The organism is Pedobacter anseongensis (assembly GCF_037482965.1).
Classification (GTDB): domain Bacteria; phylum Bacteroidota; class Bacteroidia; order Sphingobacteriales; family Sphingobacteriaceae; genus Pedobacter; species Pedobacter anseongensis.
In genome coordinates, this window is the sequence record NZ_JBBHKB010000002.1 from 127,717 (window position 1) to 149,669 (window position 21,953).

22 protein-coding genes are annotated in these 21,953 nt (G+C 36.3%); 9 read left to right on the forward strand and 13 right to left on the reverse strand.

Annotation, left to right across the window (positions count from 1 at the left end; genetic code table 11):
* Window positions 1–9 precede the first annotated feature (9 nt).
* The 12 genes from WG904_RS07615 to ubiE form a co-directional block, all read right to left on the reverse strand.
* A complete protein-coding gene (locus tag WG904_RS07615) occupies window positions 10–657 on the reverse strand; it encodes an OmpH/Skp family outer membrane protein (RefSeq protein ID WP_339578716.1) in 648 nt (215 codons plus the stop codon).
* Window positions 658–709: 52 nt separating this feature from the next.
* On the reverse strand, window positions 710–1,240 hold the full coding sequence (locus WG904_RS07620) for an OmpH/Skp family outer membrane protein (RefSeq protein ID WP_339578717.1): 531 nt from the start codon (window positions 1,238–1,240) through the stop codon (window positions 710–712).
* A gap of 18 nt (window positions 1,241–1,258) precedes the next feature.
* Window positions 1,259–3,808: a BamA/OMP85 family outer membrane protein gene (locus WG904_RS07625; protein WP_339578718.1), complete on the reverse strand. Its 2,550-nt coding sequence runs from the start codon at window positions 3,806–3,808 to the stop codon at window positions 1,259–1,261.
* 62 nt (window positions 3,809–3,870) lie between these two features.
* Window positions 3,871–4,611: an undecaprenyl pyrophosphate synthase gene (uppS, locus tag WG904_RS07630; protein WP_339578719.1), complete on the reverse strand. Its 741-nt coding sequence runs from the start codon at window positions 4,609–4,611 to the stop codon at window positions 3,871–3,873.
* Between the two features lie 18 nt (window positions 4,612–4,629).
* Entirely contained in the window at window positions 4,630–5,436 is an 807-nt protein-coding gene (gene porG / locus WG904_RS07635) for a type IX secretion system protein PorG (protein ID WP_339578720.1), read from the reverse strand.
* 1 nt (window position 5,437) lies between these two features.
* Entirely contained in the window at window positions 5,438–6,319 is an 882-nt protein-coding gene (locus tag WG904_RS07640; protein ID WP_339578721.1) for an NAD kinase, read from the reverse strand.
* 6 nt (window positions 6,320–6,325) lie between these two features.
* Window positions 6,326–6,988 carry a CBS domain-containing protein gene (locus WG904_RS07645; RefSeq protein WP_339578722.1) on the reverse strand — a complete coding sequence of 221 codons (663 nt, stop codon included), beginning with the start codon at window positions 6,986–6,988 and terminating at the stop codon, window positions 6,326–6,328.
* Window positions 6,989–7,753: an alpha/beta fold hydrolase gene (locus WG904_RS07650; protein ID WP_339578723.1), complete on the reverse strand. Its 765-nt coding sequence runs from the start codon at window positions 7,751–7,753 to the stop codon at window positions 6,989–6,991. It abuts the gene before it with no gap.
* Between the two features lie 92 nt (window positions 7,754–7,845).
* On the reverse strand, window positions 7,846–8,295 hold the full coding sequence (locus WG904_RS07655) for a GatB/YqeY domain-containing protein (protein WP_339578724.1): 450 nt from the start codon (window positions 8,293–8,295) through the stop codon (window positions 7,846–7,848).
* A gap of 146 nt (window positions 8,296–8,441) precedes the next feature.
* Window positions 8,442–9,200, reverse strand: a complete 759-nt coding sequence (locus WG904_RS07660; protein WP_339578725.1) for an SDR family NAD(P)-dependent oxidoreductase — start codon at window positions 9,198–9,200, stop codon at window positions 8,442–8,444.
* A gap of 51 nt (window positions 9,201–9,251) precedes the next feature.
* On the reverse strand, window positions 9,252–9,989 hold the full coding sequence (gene porT / locus WG904_RS07665; RefSeq protein ID WP_339578726.1) for a type IX secretion/gliding motility protein PorT/SprT: 738 nt from the start codon (window positions 9,987–9,989) through the stop codon (window positions 9,252–9,254).
* The gene (gene ubiE / locus WG904_RS07670) at window positions 9,990–10,718 is read right to left on the reverse strand and encodes a bifunctional demethylmenaquinone methyltransferase/2-methoxy-6-polyprenyl-1,4-benzoquinol methylase UbiE (RefSeq protein ID WP_339578727.1); all 729 of its coding nucleotides are present in this window, start codon (window positions 10,716–10,718) and stop codon (window positions 9,990–9,992) included.
* 142 nt (window positions 10,719–10,860) lie between these two features.
* On the opposite strand from ubiE, the gene yihA reads away from it, so the two are divergent.
* From yihA to WG904_RS07695, 5 genes are all read left to right on the forward strand, one after another.
* Entirely contained in the window at window positions 10,861–11,493 is a 633-nt protein-coding gene (gene yihA, locus WG904_RS07675; protein WP_339578728.1) for a ribosome biogenesis GTP-binding protein YihA/YsxC, read from the forward strand.
* Window positions 11,494–11,496: 3 nt separating this feature from the next.
* Window positions 11,497–12,354 (forward strand): UbiA-like polyprenyltransferase, encoded by an 858-nt coding sequence (locus WG904_RS07680; protein WP_339578729.1) that lies wholly within the window; start codon window positions 11,497–11,499, stop codon window positions 12,352–12,354.
* 21 nt (window positions 12,355–12,375) lie between these two features.
* The gene (locus WG904_RS07685) at window positions 12,376–14,091 is read left to right on the forward strand and encodes a M3 family oligoendopeptidase (protein ID WP_339578730.1); all 1,716 of its coding nucleotides are present in this window, start codon (window positions 12,376–12,378) and stop codon (window positions 14,089–14,091) included.
* A 27-nt stretch (window positions 14,092–14,118) separates the two neighbouring features.
* Window positions 14,119–14,250, forward strand: coding sequence for a hypothetical protein (locus WG904_RS07690; protein WP_339578731.1), 132 nt, complete (start codon window positions 14,119–14,121; stop codon window positions 14,248–14,250).
* 245 nt (window positions 14,251–14,495) lie between these two features.
* A complete protein-coding gene (locus tag WG904_RS07695; RefSeq protein ID WP_339578732.1) occupies window positions 14,496–16,439 on the forward strand; it encodes an amino acid permease in 1,944 nt (647 codons plus the stop codon).
* A 47-nt stretch (window positions 16,440–16,486) separates the two neighbouring features.
* On the opposite strand, the gene WG904_RS07700 is transcribed toward WG904_RS07695, so the two are convergent.
* The gene (locus tag WG904_RS07700) at window positions 16,487–18,448 is read right to left on the reverse strand and encodes a KUP/HAK/KT family potassium transporter (protein ID WP_339578733.1); all 1,962 of its coding nucleotides are present in this window, start codon (window positions 18,446–18,448) and stop codon (window positions 16,487–16,489) included.
* Between the two features lie 209 nt (window positions 18,449–18,657).
* Here WG904_RS07700 and WG904_RS07705 point away from each other — a divergent pair, with 209 nt between their 5' ends.
* From WG904_RS07705 to bcp, 4 genes are read left to right on the forward strand one after another with little or no spacing between them, the layout of a single operon-like run.
* Window positions 18,658–19,107: a T9SS type A sorting domain-containing protein gene (locus tag WG904_RS07705; RefSeq protein ID WP_339578734.1), complete on the forward strand. Its 450-nt coding sequence runs from the start codon at window positions 18,658–18,660 to the stop codon at window positions 19,105–19,107.
* 12 nt (window positions 19,108–19,119) lie between these two features.
* A complete protein-coding gene (locus tag WG904_RS07710; protein ID WP_339578735.1) occupies window positions 19,120–19,731 on the forward strand; it encodes a fumarylacetoacetate hydrolase family protein in 612 nt (203 codons plus the stop codon).
* Between the two features lie 5 nt (window positions 19,732–19,736).
* Window positions 19,737–21,440 carry a M23 family metallopeptidase gene (locus WG904_RS07715; protein ID WP_339578736.1) on the forward strand — a complete coding sequence of 568 codons (1,704 nt, stop codon included), beginning with the start codon at window positions 19,737–19,739 and terminating at the stop codon, window positions 21,438–21,440.
* 37 nt (window positions 21,441–21,477) lie between these two features.
* Entirely contained in the window at window positions 21,478–21,939 is a 462-nt protein-coding gene (gene bcp / locus WG904_RS07720; protein WP_339578737.1) for a thioredoxin-dependent thiol peroxidase, read from the forward strand.
* Window positions 21,940–21,953 lie beyond the last annotated feature (14 nt).

Below are 21,953 nucleotides of genomic sequence, written 5' to 3' on the forward strand. Positions count from 1 at the left end.
TTTTATTTACTAATTTTTCTTAGTAGAGGTTGTAGCAGGCGTTTTAACTGCCGCTGCAGGAGTAGCAGTTAAGCTAATGCCCAATTTTGTTTTCACAGCATCTGTTACATTTTCTCCACCGTCAAAATAAACTACATTATTAAACCCTGATTGAGCTGAAATATCGAAAACATAGGCAAGCCCCTTTTCCTTTGCAACAGCTGCTATAGCAGTTGACACTTTTCTACTAACTTGAGGAAATAATTCTTGTTGTTTAGCTGTAAGATCATTTGTTGCTTTTGTTTTTGCATCATCAATTCTTTTTTGAAAATCTTGAAGATCGATACTTGCCTGTTGCAATTCTTTCGAAATCACGTCTAATTCTTTCATTGTAGCCACTTTATTAGCTTCACTCATTTCTGTTTGCAATTTTTGCCCCTTTGCCTCTTTATCTTGTGCTGCTTTAAGTTTTACCTGATATTCTTTAATCATGTTTTCAATTTCAGTTTGTTTAACTTTGTTTAAAGCTTCAAGAGTAGACTGAGCGGCTTTAGCTTCTGGCATTACATCATAAATTTCATCGGTATTCAGGTGACCAAACTTTTGTTGTGCATTTGCGATATTAGCAGTTAGCATCAAACCAGCTGCAACAAAAAATACGTTAATTAACTTTCTCATCTTTTTATTTTACTTAATAATTATTTTATAATTGATTTGTGTGTTCTGTTCTTTATTTCACTATTGTGCCTGGTTTATAACCTAAGCGCGTAATTACATCATTGCTGATGTCGTAAGTACTACTCGCATAAATCATCATCGTTGATTCACTGCTTTTGTCAAATACAAAATCTATAAACTTTGATTTTGCAGTTTCGCCAATTACCTTAGCAATTTTATCTTGTATTGGCTTTAATAATTTAATACGTAATTGGAAAAGCTCTCCTTCTGGCCCGAATTTTATACGCTGTAATTCTTTCGCCTTTTTTTCCTTTTCGATAATGTCGTTCTCCCTTCGTTTACGCATCTCATCGGTTAATAAAACCTGGTCAGCTTGATAGGACTTGTACATTTTATCGATTTCAATAAAACTTTCCTCTACTTGTTTTTGAAACTGCTCAGACATTCCGTCTACTTGGCTCAACGAAGATTTATACTCGGGCATATGCTTCAAAATGTATTCTGTATCTACATAAGCAAACTTTTGTGCTGATGCCCCTAATCCCATTATGAGCAAAAAGCTAAAAAATATATATTTCTTCATAGTGAAAAATTTATCTCCTTAATTAAAACCCCCAATTTGCTGAGCAATGCTAAAGTGGAATTGACCTTTATTGGCATCAGGAATACCTGGGATTTTATCAAATCCATAACCATAATCTATGCCAAGTAATCCAAATATCGGTAAAAATATTTTTGCACCAACACCAACAGACCTTCTTATGTTAAACGGATTAAAATCGCTAAACTTATTCCACGTGTTACCACCTTCAGCAAACATGGTTAAAAAAGCAGTGGCTTGTTGACTGGTAATTACCGGATATCTCAGTTCGGCAACATATTTTGTGAAAATCGGGCTACCAGAGCTTTGTGCGATAGTTGTATTAGAACCCAATGGAACAACAGAGTTGTTTGAGTAACCACGCATTGCGATTAACTCAGATCCCTGTAAAAAGTCGAACCCTTGCATACCATCACCTCCTAATTTAAAACGCTCAAATGCCGACTGACCAACGGCAGAGTTATAACTGCCCAAGAAGCCGAATTGCGCTTGGATTTTTACAACTAAACTTCTACTACCAAGCTGTGCAACCGTTAAAAACGACTGCGTTTCGAACTTCCATTTATGATATTCAGTAAATTTATAACGTTGTTTATCGGAAGCTATTGCATAGTTTACATTGTTTAGCAATGAATAAGGAGGCGTAGCCTGAACCGTAAACTTAACATAAGACCCCCCCGTTGGGAAAATACGGTCGTTTCTCGAATCCCTAGATAACTCTTGTGTGATGTTTAAATTATACGATGTACCTGTACTAAATAAATATCCAGGATAGTTATTTAAAATATATTGGTTTAAGTTAAGTGAATGTGATAAGGAGAACCAGTTATCTGGCCATTTCAATTTTTTACCTAAACTAACAGAGACCCCATTCAAACGGATCTTTTGAAAACCTGTTTCCGTTTCTGCATAACCATTCGATTGTAAAGATGTAAATGCGCTTACACCAAAACTAACCGGCTTTTTACCTCCGAACCAAGGCTCAGAGAATGAGAAACTATACGATTGGTAGAATTTACCATTTGTTTGTCCACGTAAACTTAATTTTTGACCATCGCCTTTAGGCAGCGGCTTATAAGCTTCTCCGTTAAACAGGTTTCTTAACGAGAAGTTGTTAAAGGTTAACCCTAACGTACCAATTACTCTACCTCCTCCAAAACCTCCAGAAAGCTCTACCTGATCGGAAGGTTTTTCTTCAACATGATATTCGATATCAACCGTACCATCACCTGGATTAGGTTTTGGAATGGGGTTGGTTTTAGTTTCATCGAAATTTCCAAGCTGACCAATTTCACGAACACTACGCACCAATAAGTCTTTCGAGAATTTCTCGCCTGGTTTTGTATAGAGAATGCGTTGAACTACCCTGTCGTTCGTAATGGTATTCCCAACTACAGTGATTTTGTTATTCGTATATTGAGGACCTTCATAGATGCGCATTTCGATATCAACAGTATCGTTATAGATTTTAGTTTGAACCGGATCTATATTAAAGGTTAGATAACCATCATTTAAGTAAATTGTAGATACATCATCGCCGTTGGCACTACCGCGCAACTTAGCTTCTAATTTTTCCTCACTAAATAACTGCCCCTTCTCAATGGTGAACACTTTTTGCAGATATTCGGTAGTATATTTTGCGTTACCAACCCAGGTAATGTTTCCAAAATAATATTTAGGACCTTCGTGCACATCGATTTTAATACCAATTGATTTATCATTGTATTTATAAATGCTGTCTTTTAAAATGGCGGCATCACGATAGCCACTTTCCTGCATTTTAGCAATTAATTTTATTTTATCCTCTTCGTACTTCTCTTTATTGAACTTACCGCTACCAAATACCTTATAAAAGGCTTGTTGTTTTGTTTTCTTAAGATATTTTCTAAGTTTGGCCGATTTAAATTCTTTATTCCCGGTAAAATTAATCTCATGCACCTTTACGCGTTTCCCTTTATCTATTAATACTTGTAAGATTACGCTATTATCTTGGTTTGGATCAGGTATCGATTTAAAATCAATCTTTGTAAAGAAATAACCTTTATCTAATAGGTATTTATTGATGATTGTTTTGGTTGTATTGTATAAATTATCGTTTATAATCGTTTTTCCTGCTTTATCTGCCAATTTTTCAGAAATATCAGTCTTTTGCGATTTCGTAATTCCTAAAAATTCGAATGAACTTAAACGAGGGCGCTCTACTACATTAATATCAAAATAAACTGTATCGCCAACAATCCTATCGATATTCAATTGCACATCATCAAACAAACCTTGAAGCCATAAATTTTTGATGGCATTTCCTGTTGCTTCACTTGGGAGGGTAATTACTTCACCCTTTGTTAATTTCGAAAGAATGATAATTACTTCTTTATCTACATATTTGGCTCCGCTTAAGGTGGTTCCGCCAATTATATATTCTTTAGGATTAAAATAATCTAATCCACTAACGCTTAAGTTAGGCTTTGGAGGGGCAGCTTGAGGACGGATTTGTGCTACACTTGGTAAGCCAATACATAGCAAAAATAGGAGTTGGTATATTCTTTTCATTTGTTAATTAAAAACGATGCTAAGTTAATTTAAACACCTGTTAAAAAGTGTTAAAAGTAAAATTAGTTCAATTGTTCACTAATTTTCCCAAAGCGACGTTCGCGTTTTTGGTAATCTACAATGGCTTCAAAAAGGTCTTCTCTTCTAAAGTCGGGCCATAGTGTTTCGGTAAAATATAGTTCGGTATATGCAATTTGCCATAAGAGAAAATTACTTACCCGATGTTCTCCGCTTGTGCGAATCATTAATTCAGGATCAGGTATTGTATGCGTTGTTAACTGCGCAGCAAAAATTTGTTCATTAATATCGGCTAAGGTAAGTTGCTCGGATTGAATTTGTTCAATTAATTTTTTAGCCGCTTCAATAATCTCCCATTTTGCGCTATAACTAAGTGCCAAGGTAAGGGTACATTTAGTATTATTGGACGTAATTTCCATTACATTTGCCAAATCGTCGATACATTTTTGGGGTAAAGATTTTAGGTCTCCGATTGCATTTAATCGAACATTATTTTTATTTAACGTTTCGGCTTCGTTATTAATGGTAGAAATGAGTAACTCCATTAATGCATTTACCTCATCAATTGGCCTGTTCCAATTCTCGGCAGAAAACGCATAAACCGTTAGGTATTTAATACCGATATCTACACAACCTTCCACAATATCCTTCACAGAAAGTACACCGCTCTCGTGACCAAAAACTCTGAACTTGCCCTGATTTTTTGCCCAACGACCATTACCATCCATTATAATTGCAATGTGTTCTGGCAAACGATTGATGTCTATTTGTTCTTTAAATCCCATTAAATGATAATCCTTGCCCTAAAAAGTGAAGCATTTTTGGCTCACAAAGGTATAAGATATCCCAATATTTACAAATAGATACGTATCTCTTTTTCTAAAATCACCTCTTTGGTCGCCAGGCCCGTATAATTTAGGGCCAAATTCTACAGAGCGATCACTTACGTTTACTCCACCCCAAAATTTATCCACTACAGGATACACACCACTTACATCATCTAAATAATCAGTAAATGTGGTCCTATAACCTAATTGTCCAAAAATTGTCCAGTTTTCACTCTTTTTATACTTTACTCCTGCACCATAAGGAATTACAATTGAATAATTCTTATATAATGATGGTAAATCTTCTGTGTTTAACTTTCGTAATTCGAATATATTTTCGACATTATTAATCGGATCTATATAAGTGCCTTTTGAATTAAAAATCACGCCGCCAACTCCTGTAAATAAGTAGGGTGTTACTCTTCTTCTACTTCCTGGCGAATACATATCAAGAAAATTAAAACTTCCTATAAACGCAATTTCTGTGAGTGTAGTCTGAAAATTCAAGTTTCGCTGCACCAGTTCTTCATTTTTAGAATTAGCATCATTGCCTTCGATAATCCCTCTATTAATATGTATCCCAATGCCCCAGTGCGGATCGAGATTCATTTTCCCAAAAACTCCAAAATTTTGGCCACTGAGTTTTACTGGATTAAATTGATTAAAATCGCCAATGTATCCAGACCCCCCAAAATTTACCCCAATTTCAGGACGTTGTGCAAGGGCAATTGGTAAAAAACTGATTAGCGATAGAACGGAAAGAATTAATTTTTTATACTGCATTTTAATAGTTTCGTGTATCTATACCCCATAGTAATTTATTCCTTAACGTAGTTAAATAGCTTTCATTGTTAAGTCGGATTAAATTAATGTTAAAATTAGCTTTATTCACCGTTATTTTAACCGAACGATCTACGGTTTCGGTTCTTGAATCGCAAGAAACTAAGAATTTAGTGGTTCTAGCTTCAATTTCAAAGGTCAAAACCACATGATCTGGAACAATAACTGGTCTAACATTTAGATTATGTGGGGCAATTGGTGTAATTACAAAATTTTGCGCATTGGGTAATATAATTGGTCCACCGCAACTTAAAGAATAGGCAGTAGAACCCGTTGGTGTAGCGATGATCAAGCCATCTGCCCAATACGAATTAATAAACTCGCCATCCATATAGGCATGAATAATCATCATGGCAGAATTATCTCTTCGATGAATAGTAATATCGTTTAAAGCAAAATTTTCTTCTCCAAACAAAGAGTTTTGAGATTCAAGATTAAGTATAATTCTTTTATCTAATGAATATTCGCCATTAACCAAAGCTTCGATGGCCTTCTTTATTTCGTTTTTGTTGATACTCGCCAGGAAACCTAATCGCCCAAAATTTATACCAATAACTGGAATTTGCGAATCTCTAATTAAAGAAAGCGTATCTAATAATGTACCATCACCACCTAAACTTAAGAGCACATCAGCTTCATCTACTAGTTCATGGTGATTATTAAACACACCTACTTCGGCAGAGAGTTTAATTTTATTCTTGATAAAGTGATAGTATCGCTGGTAAAGTAAGATGGAAATTTTATTTTCGGCTAATGCATCAAATACCTGTTGGACAAAAGGCAACACACTATCGTTAAAATCTCTACCGTAGATTGCGATTTTCATTAAGCCTTATACGTTTAGATAATTCATGAATGAATTGAATCGATCGGCTGTGCCATTATCCGATTGGGTGTGATTAAAAACTGCTTTCACTTCATAATCGTACCTTTCGAAGGACGCAATAATTCCAGAAAGCTCAGTTTTGTTAATTTTTAAGGTAACCTCTAGGCGTGTAGAATCTGGAAATGAGCTTACATACGATGAAAGGATTTGTGCATTATCTGCTTCGACGATTTGCGCCATATGGGCTAAAGAGTTATTTCTGTTACTTATTGAAAGTACAATAATACCGCCTGGCTCCTTAACAGCATACATTTCTGCAGTACAATTGAGCAAGTTATGGATGGAAACCAAGCCTAAATAATTCCTATTGCTATCGAGCACGGGTACGATAGACAAATGGAGCTGATTAAAAAGCCTTATAATGTCGTACAGATGGGCATTATCGAACACAAAAGGGTTAAGTATCGCTAGCGATAAACTTCCAAGTGGTGTTTCTTGATCCCTAACTTCGATAAGTTCATCTTCAGAAACCAATCCTAAAAATTGAGTTTCGTTTACAATGGGCAAATGATAAAGTTTGAACTCACTCATTCGCTCCAAAGCTTTCTGAACGGTGTCAGAAGTTTTTAAAGGAGGAATTACATTCGATATGAGTTCTACTGCTAGCATTTATTTTAATAAAATTCTATTCAAAAAGGTATTTAAAAATTCGATAAAAACTTCTGGTCGTTCCATCATTGGCGCATGGCCGCATTTGTCTACCCAATTCAATTCAGAATTAGGCAGTCGTTCATGGAATTCAATTGCTACTTCCGGAGGCGTAATTTTGTCTTGCCTACCCCAAATTAAAGAGACAGGAATGGTAATTTTTGATAATTCCTTTGACATATTATGTCGAATTGCCGATTTTGCCAAAGCTAAAATGCGAATTACACGCGATCGATCATTAATCGACTTAAATACTTCATCTACCAGTTCTTTTGTGGCTGTTGCTGGATCGTAAAATGTAAACTCTACCTTCTCCCGAACATAATCGTAGCTTTCTCGCCTTGGAAAAGAGCCACCAAAAGCATTCTCATATAGCCCAGAACTACCAGTAAGCACCAATGCCTTCACAAACTCTTGGTGAGCAGAGGTAAACACCAAGCCCACATGCCCGCCTAATGAATTGCCAACAAGTACCACTTGGTTTAGTTTTTTAAACTTTAAGAAACGATGTACATATTTCGACAAACTTTTTACCCCTAAGGTGAGAATAGGTAAATCGTAAATAGGTAAAATTGGAACGACCACATTATAGTTTTCTTTAAAATGATCTATTGTGGGTTCCCAATTGCTCAGTTCGCCCATCAATCCATGAAGTAATACAAGCGTTTGCCCTTTACCCGCCTCAATGTATCTAAATCCGTCTTCTTCTATTACTTCGTATTGCATAGTTATCTTATCTGTGGTGTTTGCTACTAAGTTAATAGAGTAAAATTAAATTAAAGCAAATTACTTAATATTTTTTGTGATTAGCTGATTAGCTAATTGGTTAATTGATTTCTTACTAGTTCGCCAATTAATTTTCCGTCGGCCTTTCCCGCTAATTCCTTATTAGCTATCCCCATTACTTTTCCCATCTCTTTTATGGATGTGGCTCCAGTTTCGGAAATTATTCTGGCAACTACTTTAGCTATAGCTTCGCTAGCTAACTGCTGTGGCAAAAATTGATTAATAACATCAATTTCTTCCTGTTCTACAGTAAATAGATCTTCGCGACCTTGTTCTTTATAAATAGCAGCCGATTCTTTGCGCTGTTTAACCAAACGTTGCAGGATTTTCATTTCAGCCTCTTCTGTAATTTCTTCGGCATGACCCTTTTCTGTTTTTGCTAACAAAATTGCTGCTTTTATGGCTCTTAAACCCCTCAATTTAGCCTGATCTTTGGCCAACATGGCTTGTTTTATTTCTTGATCTATGGTTGATGCTATCATATTTTTCTGGGTGTTTCGTTTTTTGGTTATTTGGTTTTTTAGGTGTTTAGTTTTTTGGTTATTTGGTTTTTTAGGTGTTTAGTTTTTTGGTGTTTGGGTCTATTGCTAAACGTTTTGCCCAAACAATCGAACAACTAACCAAGTACTTAATTCCTCTTAATCAACGACCCATTTGCTTGGGCAGTGGGCATAATTAACATCTCGTTAATATTAACATGGGCTGGCCTACTTACGGCAAACCAAATTGCTTCGGCAATATCTTGTGCAACAAGGGGTTCGAAACCATCGTACACTTTCTTTGCCCTAGCTTCATCGCCTTTAAAACGAACAATTGAAAATTCTGTTTCAACCGCACCCGGATGAATTGCTGTTACTTTTATGCCATGCGGCAATAAGTCTATCCGCATCGCTTTATTCAAGGCGTCTACTGCATGCTTCGTAGCACAATATACATTACCATTTGCGTAGACTTCTTTACCTGCTATTGATCCAATATTAATAATATGACCTTTTTTTTGTTCAATCATCCAATTGGAGATTATTTTAGTTACGTAAAGCAATCCTTTAACATTGGTATCAATCATCGTATCCCAATCGTCTGTATCCCCTTTATCGATCGGCTCTAGGCCTTGGCTTAAACCTGCATTGTTAATCAACACATCTACCTTTTTCCACTGTGGAGACAATGTGCCTAGCTTATACTCCAATTCTTCTTTATCTCTCACATCAACCTGAAGCGTTTTCACCTCAATTGCATATTTAGCAATTAATTCGTGAGCCACTTTTTCGAGCAGGTGTTCCCTTCTTCCCACTAAAATTAAATGATAGCCTTGTTGTGCAAAGTTATGGGCGCAAGCTTCACCAATACCTGAACTTGCCCCTGTGATTAAAGCAATAGCTGCCATAGTTTAAATAATATAACGATGTGCAAAGGTATAAATTTTTAATGCTGCTTTTTACTCAAAAAATAAGCTGAACGTAAAATGTCTGAGTTTCGCCTTTTCGATAGGGCTTGCATAAATTGTGTTTTCGTGAACGAGTATGTCTTTAAACGAATGGGAAACTTTTAGTTCGGTCGACATTTTGAAGAATCCGAAATAAAAATCCATTCCCGCTCCAGCCTCATACGAAAAAAACATGTTTTGGTTGTTTATTTTCTTGTCGATTTCATTCAGCACATCAGCATTATTGTTCTTTTTCCTTGAAGCCACATCAATAGAGTATTTTATTCCACCAAGCATATAGCCCCTAAAATTCTTCAATCTATCCGACTTAAGTTTTAAACTTAAGGGCAGATCAATCATCGTAGCTTGAACTTTTTTTTCTACAGCTGTAGGCGCAAGCGTTGGATAATAGGAATAGGTGATATTTCGTTCGCTAAACACCAAAGAAGGTGTTGATCTTAAGTCTAAATTGTTGGTGATTTTTTGATTAGCTACAAAACCAATGGCAAAACCAGGCGTTGGTTTTGATGAAATAGACGATAGGGTTTCTGTAATTGGATTAAAATTATCGTCTAAACGGGGAACTTTCCAAGTCGGGTTTTTCCAGATTTTATATTCGGCAGAAACGTATTGAAAGCTATATCCCCAATTAAATTTATCGTCGTCTATACCACCTGCCCAATTTTGAGCTTTGGCAAAACCTATTCCAATTAAAAAAACAACAAAAAAGAGGCTTAATTTAGTTTTCATTTATTTAATACCGGTATAAATTGCACTTATTCCAAACGTTAAAGAACGGTGTTTGGTATGTTTATAACCTACTTTTTCCATCAATGCCGTAAAGGTATCTCCATCTGGAAAGGCCGCAACAGACTCTGGCAAATAAGTATAGGCTTGTTTATCTTTCGAAAAAAGTTGACCAAAAAAAGGAGTAATATATTTAAAATAGAGGTTATATCCCTGTTTTATAGGGAAATTTCTAGGCTTTGAAAACTCTAAAATTACAATTTTTCCATTGGGTTTTAACACCCTTAACATATCTGCCAGACCTTTTTCTAGATTTTCGTAATTTCTAACGCCAAAAGCAACTGTAATTGCATCAAACGTGTTGTCTTCAAAATTTAAACCTTCCGAATCGCCCAATTGAACTGAAAAAACATCGTTCAAATTGCGTTCCTTAATCTTTTTGTTGGCTATCGCTAGCATTCCTTTCGAAATATCCACACCGATAACCTTTTTTGGATGTAAGATAGAGATTGATTCAAATGCAAAATCACCCGTTCCAGTAGCAACATCGAGTATTACCTGAGGATGCAATGCTCTTAATTCTTTTATAGCCTTTCGCCGCCAAATAATATCAATGCCTAAAGAAAGAAAATGATTTAAAAAATCGTACGTACCCGAAATATTATTGAACATTTCGGCAACCTGTTCTTTTTTACTGCTTTCTGTTTGATAAGGAGTTATGTGTTGATTCATATTACGTCTCAAATATAGGTAAATCTGTGAAAGTTGTTGGAAAGTTTTAATGTTGGTAGGTTGAAAAGTTGCAAGTAGGCACAGAAAGCTTTACAGCATTCAAACCTTTCAACTTTACAACCATAAACCCTATCTTTGTAAAATGATCATAAAATCAGCTACATTTGTTGTTAGCAATACCAAAGTATCGGCTTTGCCTTTACCCAATATGCCCGAATATGCCTTTATTGGCCGCTCAAATGTGGGTAAATCATCGCTCATTAACATGTTGGTTAATCAACAAGGTTTAGCAAAAACATCGCAACGGCCAGGAAAAACGCAGTTAATTAATCACTTCTTAATAAACGAGAAATGGTATATTGTAGATTTACCGGGTTATGGCTATGCTAAAGTTTCGAAAAGCAGTAGAGAGAAGTGGGAAAAATTTATCAGAAATTACCTCACCAAAAGAGAGAGTTTGCAATGTGTTTTTGTGCTTATCGATAGTAGATTAGAACCTCAAAAAATAGACCTAGAATTTTGTTCGTGGTTGGGTGAATGCCAAATTCCATTTGCACTGGTGTATACGAAGGCCGACAAACAATCTGCCCCCAAAACCGATCAAAATGTGGCCAAATTTAATAAAGCGCTTTTAGGTTGGTTTGAAGAAGTGCCTCCATTTTTTGTTACATCGGCCGAAAAAGGGCAGGGAAAAGATCAAGTTTTACAGTTTATTCATGAGGTGAATGAAGTTTTTGTGATGCCCGACATCTCACATCTTACCACTCCTATTTAAGCCATGAAAAAGTACTTTTCACTCGTTTTATTTGCCCACTCCATATTCGCAATGCCATTTGCAATGATTGGCTTTTTCTTAGGGGTAACCACTACAGAAAATCCTTTTCATTGGTATGTATTGGCCGCCGTAATTTTATGCATGGTGTTTGCGAGAAATTCAGCGATGGCATTTAATCGGTATCTCGACAGAAATATTGACGCAAAAAATCCACGAACCATGATGCGCGATATTCCGGCAGGCAAGGTTTCGGCAAATGAGGCGTTACTTTTTGTTATAATCAACTGTATTTTATTTATCGCTACTACGGCATTCATAAATCCACTCTGCCTTTATTTATCGCCGATAGCACTTTTTGTAGTCCTTTTTTATAGTTATACTAAGCGATTTACAGCCTTATGTCATTTGGTGCTTGGGCTAGGATTATCCTTAGCTCCCATCGGGGCCTACATTGCTGTAACAGGCCATTTTAATATTGTTCCTTTATTTTACTCTTTCGCAGTTTTGTTTTGGGTAAGTGGCTTCGATATCATCTACGCTTTACAGGATGAAGATTTTGATAGACAACAAGAATTACATTCTATTCCCGCAGCACTTGGCATAAAAAATGCTTTACGTTTATCAGTTGTATTGCACCTCTTATCGGCATTATGCGTTATTTTCCCCCTCTTTTTCACTACATTTAGTTGGGCGTATTATATTGGAATTATCTTTTTCTGTGCAATGCTCATTTATCAGCACTTGCTGGTAAAACCGAATGATATAAGTAAAGTAGACCGAGCATTTGCAACCACAAATGGATATGCATCGGTGGTTTTCGCAGCATGTTTTTTAGTAGATGCTTACCTTAGAACAATGTAATTCACAATTAAACAGTTAAAAATGAAAGACTTAATCATACATAAGAAAAGAAGAAGCTATATTCCACAAGAATTAAAAATGGAGTGGGAAAATCTATCTCCCATTTTGGATGAATTGCTTCAAAGAGAAATCAACACCGTTGATGAATTAGCCCAATGGTTAAAAGACAGAAGTGAATTTGAAGCTGCGCTTGAAGAAGATTTTGCTTGGCGTTATATTAAAATGAGTTGCGACACTGCAAATGAACAGTTAGTGAAAGACTTTCAATATTTTGCCACCGAGATAGAGCCGAAAATATCGCCAATTGCCAATGAATTAAATAAGAAATTTAGTGAAAGCCCATTTATTGATGAATTGGATCAAGACAAATATTTTGTATATATCCGTGCGGTAAAAAAATCCTTAGAACTTTATAGGGAAGAAAATGTTGAGCTTTTTACGAAGTTGCAAGTTGCTCAACAAAGATATCAGGGCATTACTGGAGCCATGAGTGTTACGCTTAATGAACAAGAATATACACTCGAGCAAGCAGCAACTTTTTTAAAAGACACCAATCGAAGTGTTAGGCAATATGCGTGGGAAACCATTCAACAACGCCGCTTGGCAGATAAGGATGAGTTAAACATCTTGTTTGATGAATTAATTATGATGCGCCATCAAGTTGCTTTAAATGCAGGATTTGAAAACTATCGTGATTATATGTTTCAGGCGTTAGGCCGATTTGATTATACGCCAAAAGACTGTTACGATTTTGCTGAGGCAATTGAAAAAGAAGTGGTTCCGGTTTTAAAAGAACAAGCAGAAAAGAGAAGTGAAGCATTGGGTTTATCCACCTTAAAACCGTGGGATATGGAAGTTAGCACGACTGGGAAACCCGCTTTAAAACCTTTTACTAGTGGACAAGAATTAATTGATAAAAGTATTGCTTGTTTTAGCGCAATTCGCCCCGATTTGGGCGAAAAGTTAGCTATTATGAAAGCTAACGGACTATTTGATGTGGAAAGCAGGATGGGGAAAGCTCCGGGAGGATATAATTACCCCCTTGCCGAAACAGGTGCACCCTTTATTTTTATGAATTCGGCCAATTCGTTACGCGATTTAACCACCATGGTACATGAAGGTGGCCATGCCATACATACCTTTTTAACTGCGAACTTAGCATTAAATGATTTTAAACATTGTCCGTCTGAAGTAGCCGAGTTGGCTTCGATGAGCATGGAATTAATCGCTATGGATAATTGGGATGTTTATTTCGATAATGAAGAAGATTTAATTCGGGCGAAAAAAGAACAATTAGCAGATGTTTTAAAAACATTGCCATGGGTGGCTGTGATCGACCAGTTTCAGCATTGGATTTATACAAATCCAGATCATACAGCCGCAGATAGAGAAATCGCTTTTAAACAAATTTATACTCGTTTTGGCGCAGGATTTGCCGACTGGACAGATTTTGAGCAACAATTTGGAAATCTTTGGCAAAAACAATTGCACCTCTTCGAGGTACCTTTTTATTATATAGAATACGCCATTGCCCAATTAGGTGCCATAGCAGTTTGGAAAAATTACAAAGAAAACCCACAACAAGCATTAGATCAATACTTGGCTGCACTTGCACTAGGCTATACGAAACCGATGAACGAAATTTATGAAACTGCTGGAATTAAATTCGATTTTAGTGCGGGATATGTTAAAGAATTAGCTGTGTTTATAAAAGCAGAATTGGAGAAATTAGGATAAATTAATAAATTAGCAAAAATTTATACCATGGAACAACACGTAACTACAGGAAACATATTTCCATTAATTTGCATCGCTATACTTTCTGTAATTGTACTCGTAGCTGCCTTTTCTCTTACTTTTATCAGAAAGGCCGATACTAGCGATAATAAACATTAATTAATTTGCTAATTGGTAAATTCGTAGATGGCCATGGCGTTTTTCGTTATGGCCTTTTTTACGCTTATTGTTGTAGCGTGCTAGTATGATTAAGGTGATCGTAGTTTGACGCTACGGCCGGCAGCTAGCCCCATAATTCGTAAATGACGTACTGCTCTCAGAATGATGAAATATAACGATACTCATTTATTTGTATTTTTTTTTTAAGTTTGGATAAACTAAAACAAGGAATTAACTAACCAAACATGTTCGAAAAACTATTCAGAAAGAAATCTATTAACAAAATATTAGAAGATGCTGCCAAAGGATATGGCGAACATGGCAATTCGCTTCATAAAACATTAGGCGTAAGAGATTTAACGGCATTTGGCATTGCTGCCATTATTGGTGCTGGAATTTTCAGCACTATTGGTAAAGCAAGTGCAGATGGTGGTCCAGCAGTAATTTTCTTATTCATCTTCACTGCTATTGCCTGTAGTTTTGCTGCCTTTGCTTACGCAGAATTTGCATCTATGGTTCCTGTTTCCGGAAGTGCGTATACCTATTCGTATGTAGCTTTTGGAGAATTGGTAGCGTGGATTATTGGTTGGTCGTTGATTATGGAATATGCTATTGGAAACATAACCGTAGCCATTTCTTGGTCCGATTATTTTACGGGTCTCCTTTCCTCCATTCGGATACCGGCTTTGGGTATTGAGGGAATAAACATACCCACATGGGCAACGATGGATTATTTAACGGCATTTAATGGGCATAAGCATGCCGAAGCCTTAGTAAGTGCAGGAAAAAGCGTTGGGAATTTAGATGGCGCTACGAGCATTGCCAATCAGGCGTGGTTAAACGCTCCAAAGATTGGAAGTTTTCATTTAGTAGCCGATTTACCAGCCTTAGGCATCATCATTTTCATTACTTGGCTAGTTTATCGGGGGATGAAAGAATCGAGAAATGCAAGCAATGCCATGGTCGTAGTTAAACTTGCAGTTATTCTTTTGGTACTTGCTGTAGGTGTATTTTATGTGGACACTAAAAATTGGAATCCCTTTGCCCCTAATGGCGTATCTGGTATTTTAAAGGGAGTTTCGGCAGTCTTCTTTGCCTATGTTGGCTTTGATGCCATTTCTACCACTGCAGAAGAATGTAAAGATCCACAGAGAGATTTGCCCAGAGGCATGATGTGGGCAATTATTATCTGTACCCTATTATATGTTGCGATTTCGTTAGTACTTACGGGTATTGTTAAATCTGACACCTTAGCAGTGGGCGATCCTTTGGCTTTTGTATTTGATCAGATCGACCTTAAATTAATGAGTGGAATTATTGCTGTAAGTGCAGTATTTGCCATGGCAAGTGTATTATTGGTTTTCCAAATGGGGCAACCCCGCATTTGGATGAGCATGAGCCGTGATGGTCTTTTGCCTAAATCGTTCTCGAAGATTCATCCGAAATATAAAACCCCTTCTTTTGCAACAATTGTGGTGGGCTTTGTAGTGGCTGTGCCTTCGTTATTTATGAATTTAACCATTGTAACCGATTTGTGTTCAATAGGCACTTTATTCGCCTTTGTGTTGGTTTGCGCAGGAGTTTTAGTCTTACAAAATAGACCAGGGGTACAACGTGGAAAGTTCAAAATCCCCTATGCAAATTCAAAATTTATCGTTCCACTTATTTTTATCGCTTCATTGGTTTTAGCCTTTACGCAATTTAAAGAAGAGACAACTGCATTTTTAAGTAATGAGGCAAAAATAAATTCTCCAGTTACCTTCATCACCTCATTAGATGCCACTGAACTCGAAACGGTTAAGCAAGAGATAAGTGTTAGTCCGGTGGTTCTACAGGGCAAACAAATCGATGCCGAAGCGTATTTAAATGGCCTAAACGATCAGCAATACGAACAATTTATAAGCAAATCTAGCATCTCCTACGATAAGAAATTTGAAAGTGGCTGGTCGCTGTTTAAACATAAAATCCCGATGTGGATATTCTTGTTCATTTGCTTAGTGGTGAGTTATTTCTGTGTCACTAAGAATCTCTCCTTAATTCCCGTTTTGGGTCTATTAAGTTGCTTATACATGATGTGCGAACTTGGCATTAGCAATTGGATAGGATTCGGAATTTGGCTGGTAGTAGGTTTGGTTGTTTATTTTGCTTACGGATTTAAACATAGTAAGTTAGGACAGCAACCTGCATAGTCCACAAATTTCGCAATTATATTGACAAAATTTAATCAAATAGTAGTTTATATCGCCAACCTATTCAATTCGATATCATCAGGTGTAACAAAGATTAAAGGAACTTTTTCTACTTCTACATAACTCGAATCTAAACCAAAACTGGTTTCTTCCGATAAGCTGAAGTGCTTTAACAAGAAATAATAATCCATAATACTGCGCTCGTAAAAGCTCAATTTTGTGAATTTCGATAAATGCTTTTCTAACAGTACAAATCGGAAATCGCCTGTTATTTTATGCTTGTTTAGAGAGGTATATTGACTGGTGATATCGACCTCTCCATTTTTAACCAATTCTTCAACTACTTTCCGATAAAGAAGATTTACACTTTGTTCAATTCTAAAACCGAGTTTAAAATCAATTCGAATAAGCTTGCCCGGTATTAAAAACTCAACCTTAAAATCTCGCGTATAGGGTTCGTCAACCACATCAACATGCACCAACCAGTATACATCTGCTCTTTTCGGTTCCTTTTGAAGAATGGAGTAAATAATTTTTGATTCGATCTCCGTTTTAAAATTGGCGCTGGTTAAATACACCAATTGTGAAGAATATTTTGGCACAGAAATATCTTGACTTAGTTCTTCAATAATTTGAAAATAATCTTCGATTTCTACATATTTAACAAAGCGATTTTTTATTTTTCTGGCAACATACCAGCTCCACATAATAGAAAATAGTAGCGAACCTATTAAAACTGTAACCCAACCTCCATGCAAAAATTTAGTTAAATTACTCACTAAGAAAGTACCTTCAATGATTAAATAGGTAGTGAGAAAGATGGCGACCAAATATTTAGGAAATCGTCTACTTCGTAAATAAAAAGTAACTAAAATAGTTGTCATTAACATGGCTATGGTAATCGATAGTCCATATGCGGCATCCATTTTTTCAGCCTTTTGGAAAAGCAGCACTATTCCACAACATCCTATCCAAAGCATCCAATTAATCGAAGGAACGTATAATTGTCCTTTAGATACGGTTGGGTAAACAATACGTATTTTTGGCCAAAGATTTAATCGAACTGCCTCGGCAATTAATGTAAAAGAACCGCTAATTAAAGCTTGACTCGCAATAATGGCAGCCATTGTAGCTAAAATAACCATTGGTATTTGGTATTGGTCTGGAACAATTTCAAAAAATGGATTCATTTTTGCACCCGGTATGTAGGTACTTCCATTTTTTAAAATCCATACTCCTTGTCCCAAATAATTTAAAATGAGAGTGGTTTTAACAAAAATCCAGCTCATTCGGATATTATTTCTACCGCAATGTCCCAAATCAGAATACAAAGCTTCGGCTCCTGTTGTACACAGAAAAACGCCTCCCAAAATAATAAATGCCATATTATTGTTTACCAACAAATGGATAGCATAATAAGGATTAAAAGCACTTAGAATACTGAAATCTTTCACAATAAAAGATGTACCAATAATGCCAAGAACGGCAAACCAAATGAACATTACAGGCCCAAAAAGTTTACCAACCAGATTGGTGCCAAATTGTTGTATGATAAATAAAATGCTTAAAATACCAATTACGATAGGAATTATTGGAACATAATCAAACTTATTTGTTAATCCTTCAATAGCAGAGGTAACCGTTATACTCGGCGTAATAATACCATCGGCAAGCAAAGCGCATCCCCCTATAGTAGCTGGTATAACTAACCATTTTGCCTTTTTTCGCACCAATGAAAACAGGGAGAATATACCACCCTCCCCCTTATTATCAGCCCGTAAGGTTATAATTACATATTTAATGGTAGTTTGTAAAGTTAACGTCCATATAATACATGAAAGTACGCCCAGCACTACTTCTGGAGTAACAAGTTGCTTATCGCCTAAAATAGTGGTGAAAATGGCATTCAAAGTATACAGCGGCGAAGTTCCAATATCACCAAAAACTATTCCCAAACTAACCAGAACTCCCCCTGCGGTAAGGGCATTTACATTTTTATGATTCGACACGACTATAAATTTTGGTTGCAAAAATAATTAATTAATGTGAACTATAATTATTATTATTCTGAAGGTTGTTAAATTGTGTTAAATAATGTTTTTTGAAACGAATTGTTTGATTTCTTTATATATTTATTTATATTTTTGCTCTACTCCTTATGGTTTCAACATCGAAAATAGCGTTCTTTTGGGGCTTCTTATGCTTAGTTTGCATAGGGATGTTCACTAGTTCTGCAGTTTTTGCACAAAAAACCGATACAGTTAAAATTTCTTTTAAACCTAAACCTAAGGTGCTTAGCAGGGTGCCTGCTATTAAAGGAAGTGTACAAACCTACAGACCAGGGAACATCAGTTTTTCTGGAACGGGTGCTGGCATACCTGTTTCAAACTCCTCAAAATCTATAAAAATTTTAACTGTATTGAAACTTTATCCCAATCCAGTTGCGGAACAGTTAAATATTAATTTGCGATTAGAACGAGAAGCAAATCTTTCCGTTAAGATAACCGACCCGTTAGGCAACGAAATTATCACACTAATGAATGAAAAAGCGCCTTCTGGCGAACAAACAAGAACATTTACGCTACCTAACAAATTAAATACCGGCATTTATCTTGTTCGTATTGTAGCGGGCGGTGATCCAAAAGTGATGAAAATTTCTGTGCTATAAGTAAACCTTTCTATGAAGATAATTGCTATAGGCCGCAACTATGCTGCGCATGCCAAAGAGTTAAACAATGAGATACCTACAAAACCTGTCATCTTTTTAAAGCCAGACACTGCTGTTCTGAAAGATAATAAACCATTTTACATTCCCGATTTTTCGTCTGATGTTCATTTTGAATTAGAAGTTGTTTTAAAAATTTGCAAAGAGGGCAAACACATTGCAGAAAAATTTGCATCCAATTATTACGACGAAATTGGCTTGGGGATTGATTTCACAGCACGTGATATTCAAACACAACATAAAGAGAAAGGACTGCCATGGGAACTTGCCAAAGCATTCGATAATTCTGCAGCAATTAGTAATTTTTTGCCTAAAAGTGATTTCCCTGATGTTTATAATATGGAATTTGAGTTAAAAGTAAATGAAAAGACAAGGCAAAATGGTCACACTTCAAACCTTCTCTTTTCTTTCGAGAAAATAATTGCATTCGTATCCCAATACATTACACTAAAAAAAGGCGACCTCATTTTTACCGGAACACCTGAGGGCGTGGGACAAGTTAAACAGGGCGATCATTTAATGGCCTGGTTAGAAGGAAAACAATTATTAGATTTCTATGTTAAATAATACGAATGCCTTATAAAAAAATAATTTTCTTCCTAATATTCGTTATCTCGTTAAAAGACAGCATAGCTCAAAAAGTTTATAGCAATAACAAATATCCCCTTACTGATTTTAGACAGCCGCTAGACATTGTACCGCCAGCATTGGCAGGTTCTTTCGGAGAACTGCGTGCAAATCATTTCCATTCTGGGGCCGATTTTAGAACAAATCAGCGAATTGGTTATCCAGTTTACGCAGTTGCCGATGGATACATCTCGAGGCTAAGGGTACAGAATAGCGGCTTTGGTTTGGCATTATACATCAATCACCCGAATGGTTTTACCTCAGTTTATGGCCATCTTTCGCGTTTTAATCCCAAAATTGGGCAAGAAGTGAAAAATATCCAATACCAGCATAAAAGCTATGAAATAGATGAGTTTCCAAATCCCGACTTCCTCCCTGTTCGAAAGGGTGATATCATTGCTTATTCGGGAAATACGGGGAGTTCTGGCGGACCGCACCTGCACTTTGAACTGCGTGATACGAAAACAGAGGCCACCCTTAATCCACAACTGTTGGGCATACAAATTCCAGATAACATACCACCCCATATTACCGCCATGTACGTTTATCGACTAAACGAATTACCATTTAACGAGTTTACCCCTAAGCAATATTTTCAGGTGATAGGTTCGAATGGCAAATACGCCCTAAATAAGGTAAAAACAATAAATTTAAGTGGGGAAGTCGGTTTTGGGATATCAGCAACAGATAAACATAATGGCAAATCGGGCATTAATGGTGTGTATGCTATTGAACTCGAACTGGATGGAAAAATCATTTTCACCTCAGCATTAGAACGTTTCCGTTTCGAAAATAGTAGAGCTATTAATTCTCACATCGATTACCCGGCATACTTAAATTTTAAACGGAGTATTCAGAAAAGTTTCGTCGACCCGGGAAACCCACTTGAGATTTACAGTAATTTGGTTAATAATGGCCGAATTAGTTTTACCGATGGAAAATTACATCAGCTAAGCTACACCTTAACCGATTCAAAAGGAAATAAAAGTACCTTAACATTTAATGTTCAGGCCAATTCAAAATCGACCATCACCACCCCTATCCTAAAACCTGGTGTTGCCTTTCCTTTTTCTCAAACGAACGAATTTGTAACCGAAGATATTAAAATCGTTTTGCCAAAAGGGACATTGTATAATGATCTTAATTTTGTGTATAAAAAACTTCCTAATTCTTCTCATCAAATTCAAAATACACTAACCCCATTACACAGCGGTTTCGAACTTTCGATTAAAGTAGACAGTGCAATCACAAAATATCAAGCTAAAGCATTAATCGTAAATAGTAATCGTTCATCGCAGGGGGGATATTTCGAAAATGGATATATAAAGGCCACACCAAAAACATTTGGGACGTTCTCGATTGCGATCGACTCTGTTGCGCCAGTTATCAGACCTATAAACATTGCCGAAGGGCGAAATATGAATAGCTTAAATAAAATGAGTTTTAAAATCAGTGATAATCTCTCTGGAATTAAAAGTTTTAATGGCTATATTGATGGCAAATGGGTATTGATGGAGTTTGATAGCAAAACAGCCAGTTTATGGCACACTTTTGATGAACGAACGCCAAGTGGAAAGCATAGTTTTGAATTGCTTGTTAGCGATATGAAAGACAATGTGAAGCGCTATGCTATTGAATTTTATAAGTAGAATACCAAAACCCACCCACCAAAAACTAAACAACCAGATGAGCGAATTAAAACAGGGAGACCAGGCTCCACAATTTACCTCGAAAGACCAAAATGGAAATACAGTTTCTTTAGCCCAATTTAAAGGGAAAAAACTGATCTTGTTCTTTTACCCCAAAGATAACACACCAGGCTGTACAGCCGAAGCATGCGATTTTAGAGATAATTATCAACGTTTAGCGGGCAAAGGTTTTGAAATTTTAGGGGTAAGTGTTGATGATGAAAAATCACATCAAAAGTTCATCACCAAATTTAATTTACCTTTTACATTACTGGCTGATACCGACCATGTTATTGTTGAAGCATATGGTGTTTGGGGCGAAAAGAGCATGTATGGTAAAAAATATATGGGTACTAATAGAGTAACTTTTGTTATAGACGAAGAAGGCCATATAGCTCATATTATCACTAAGGTGGACACAAAAAGTCCAACCGAACAGGTTTTAAACCTAATCAGCTAGCATTCTTTAATATT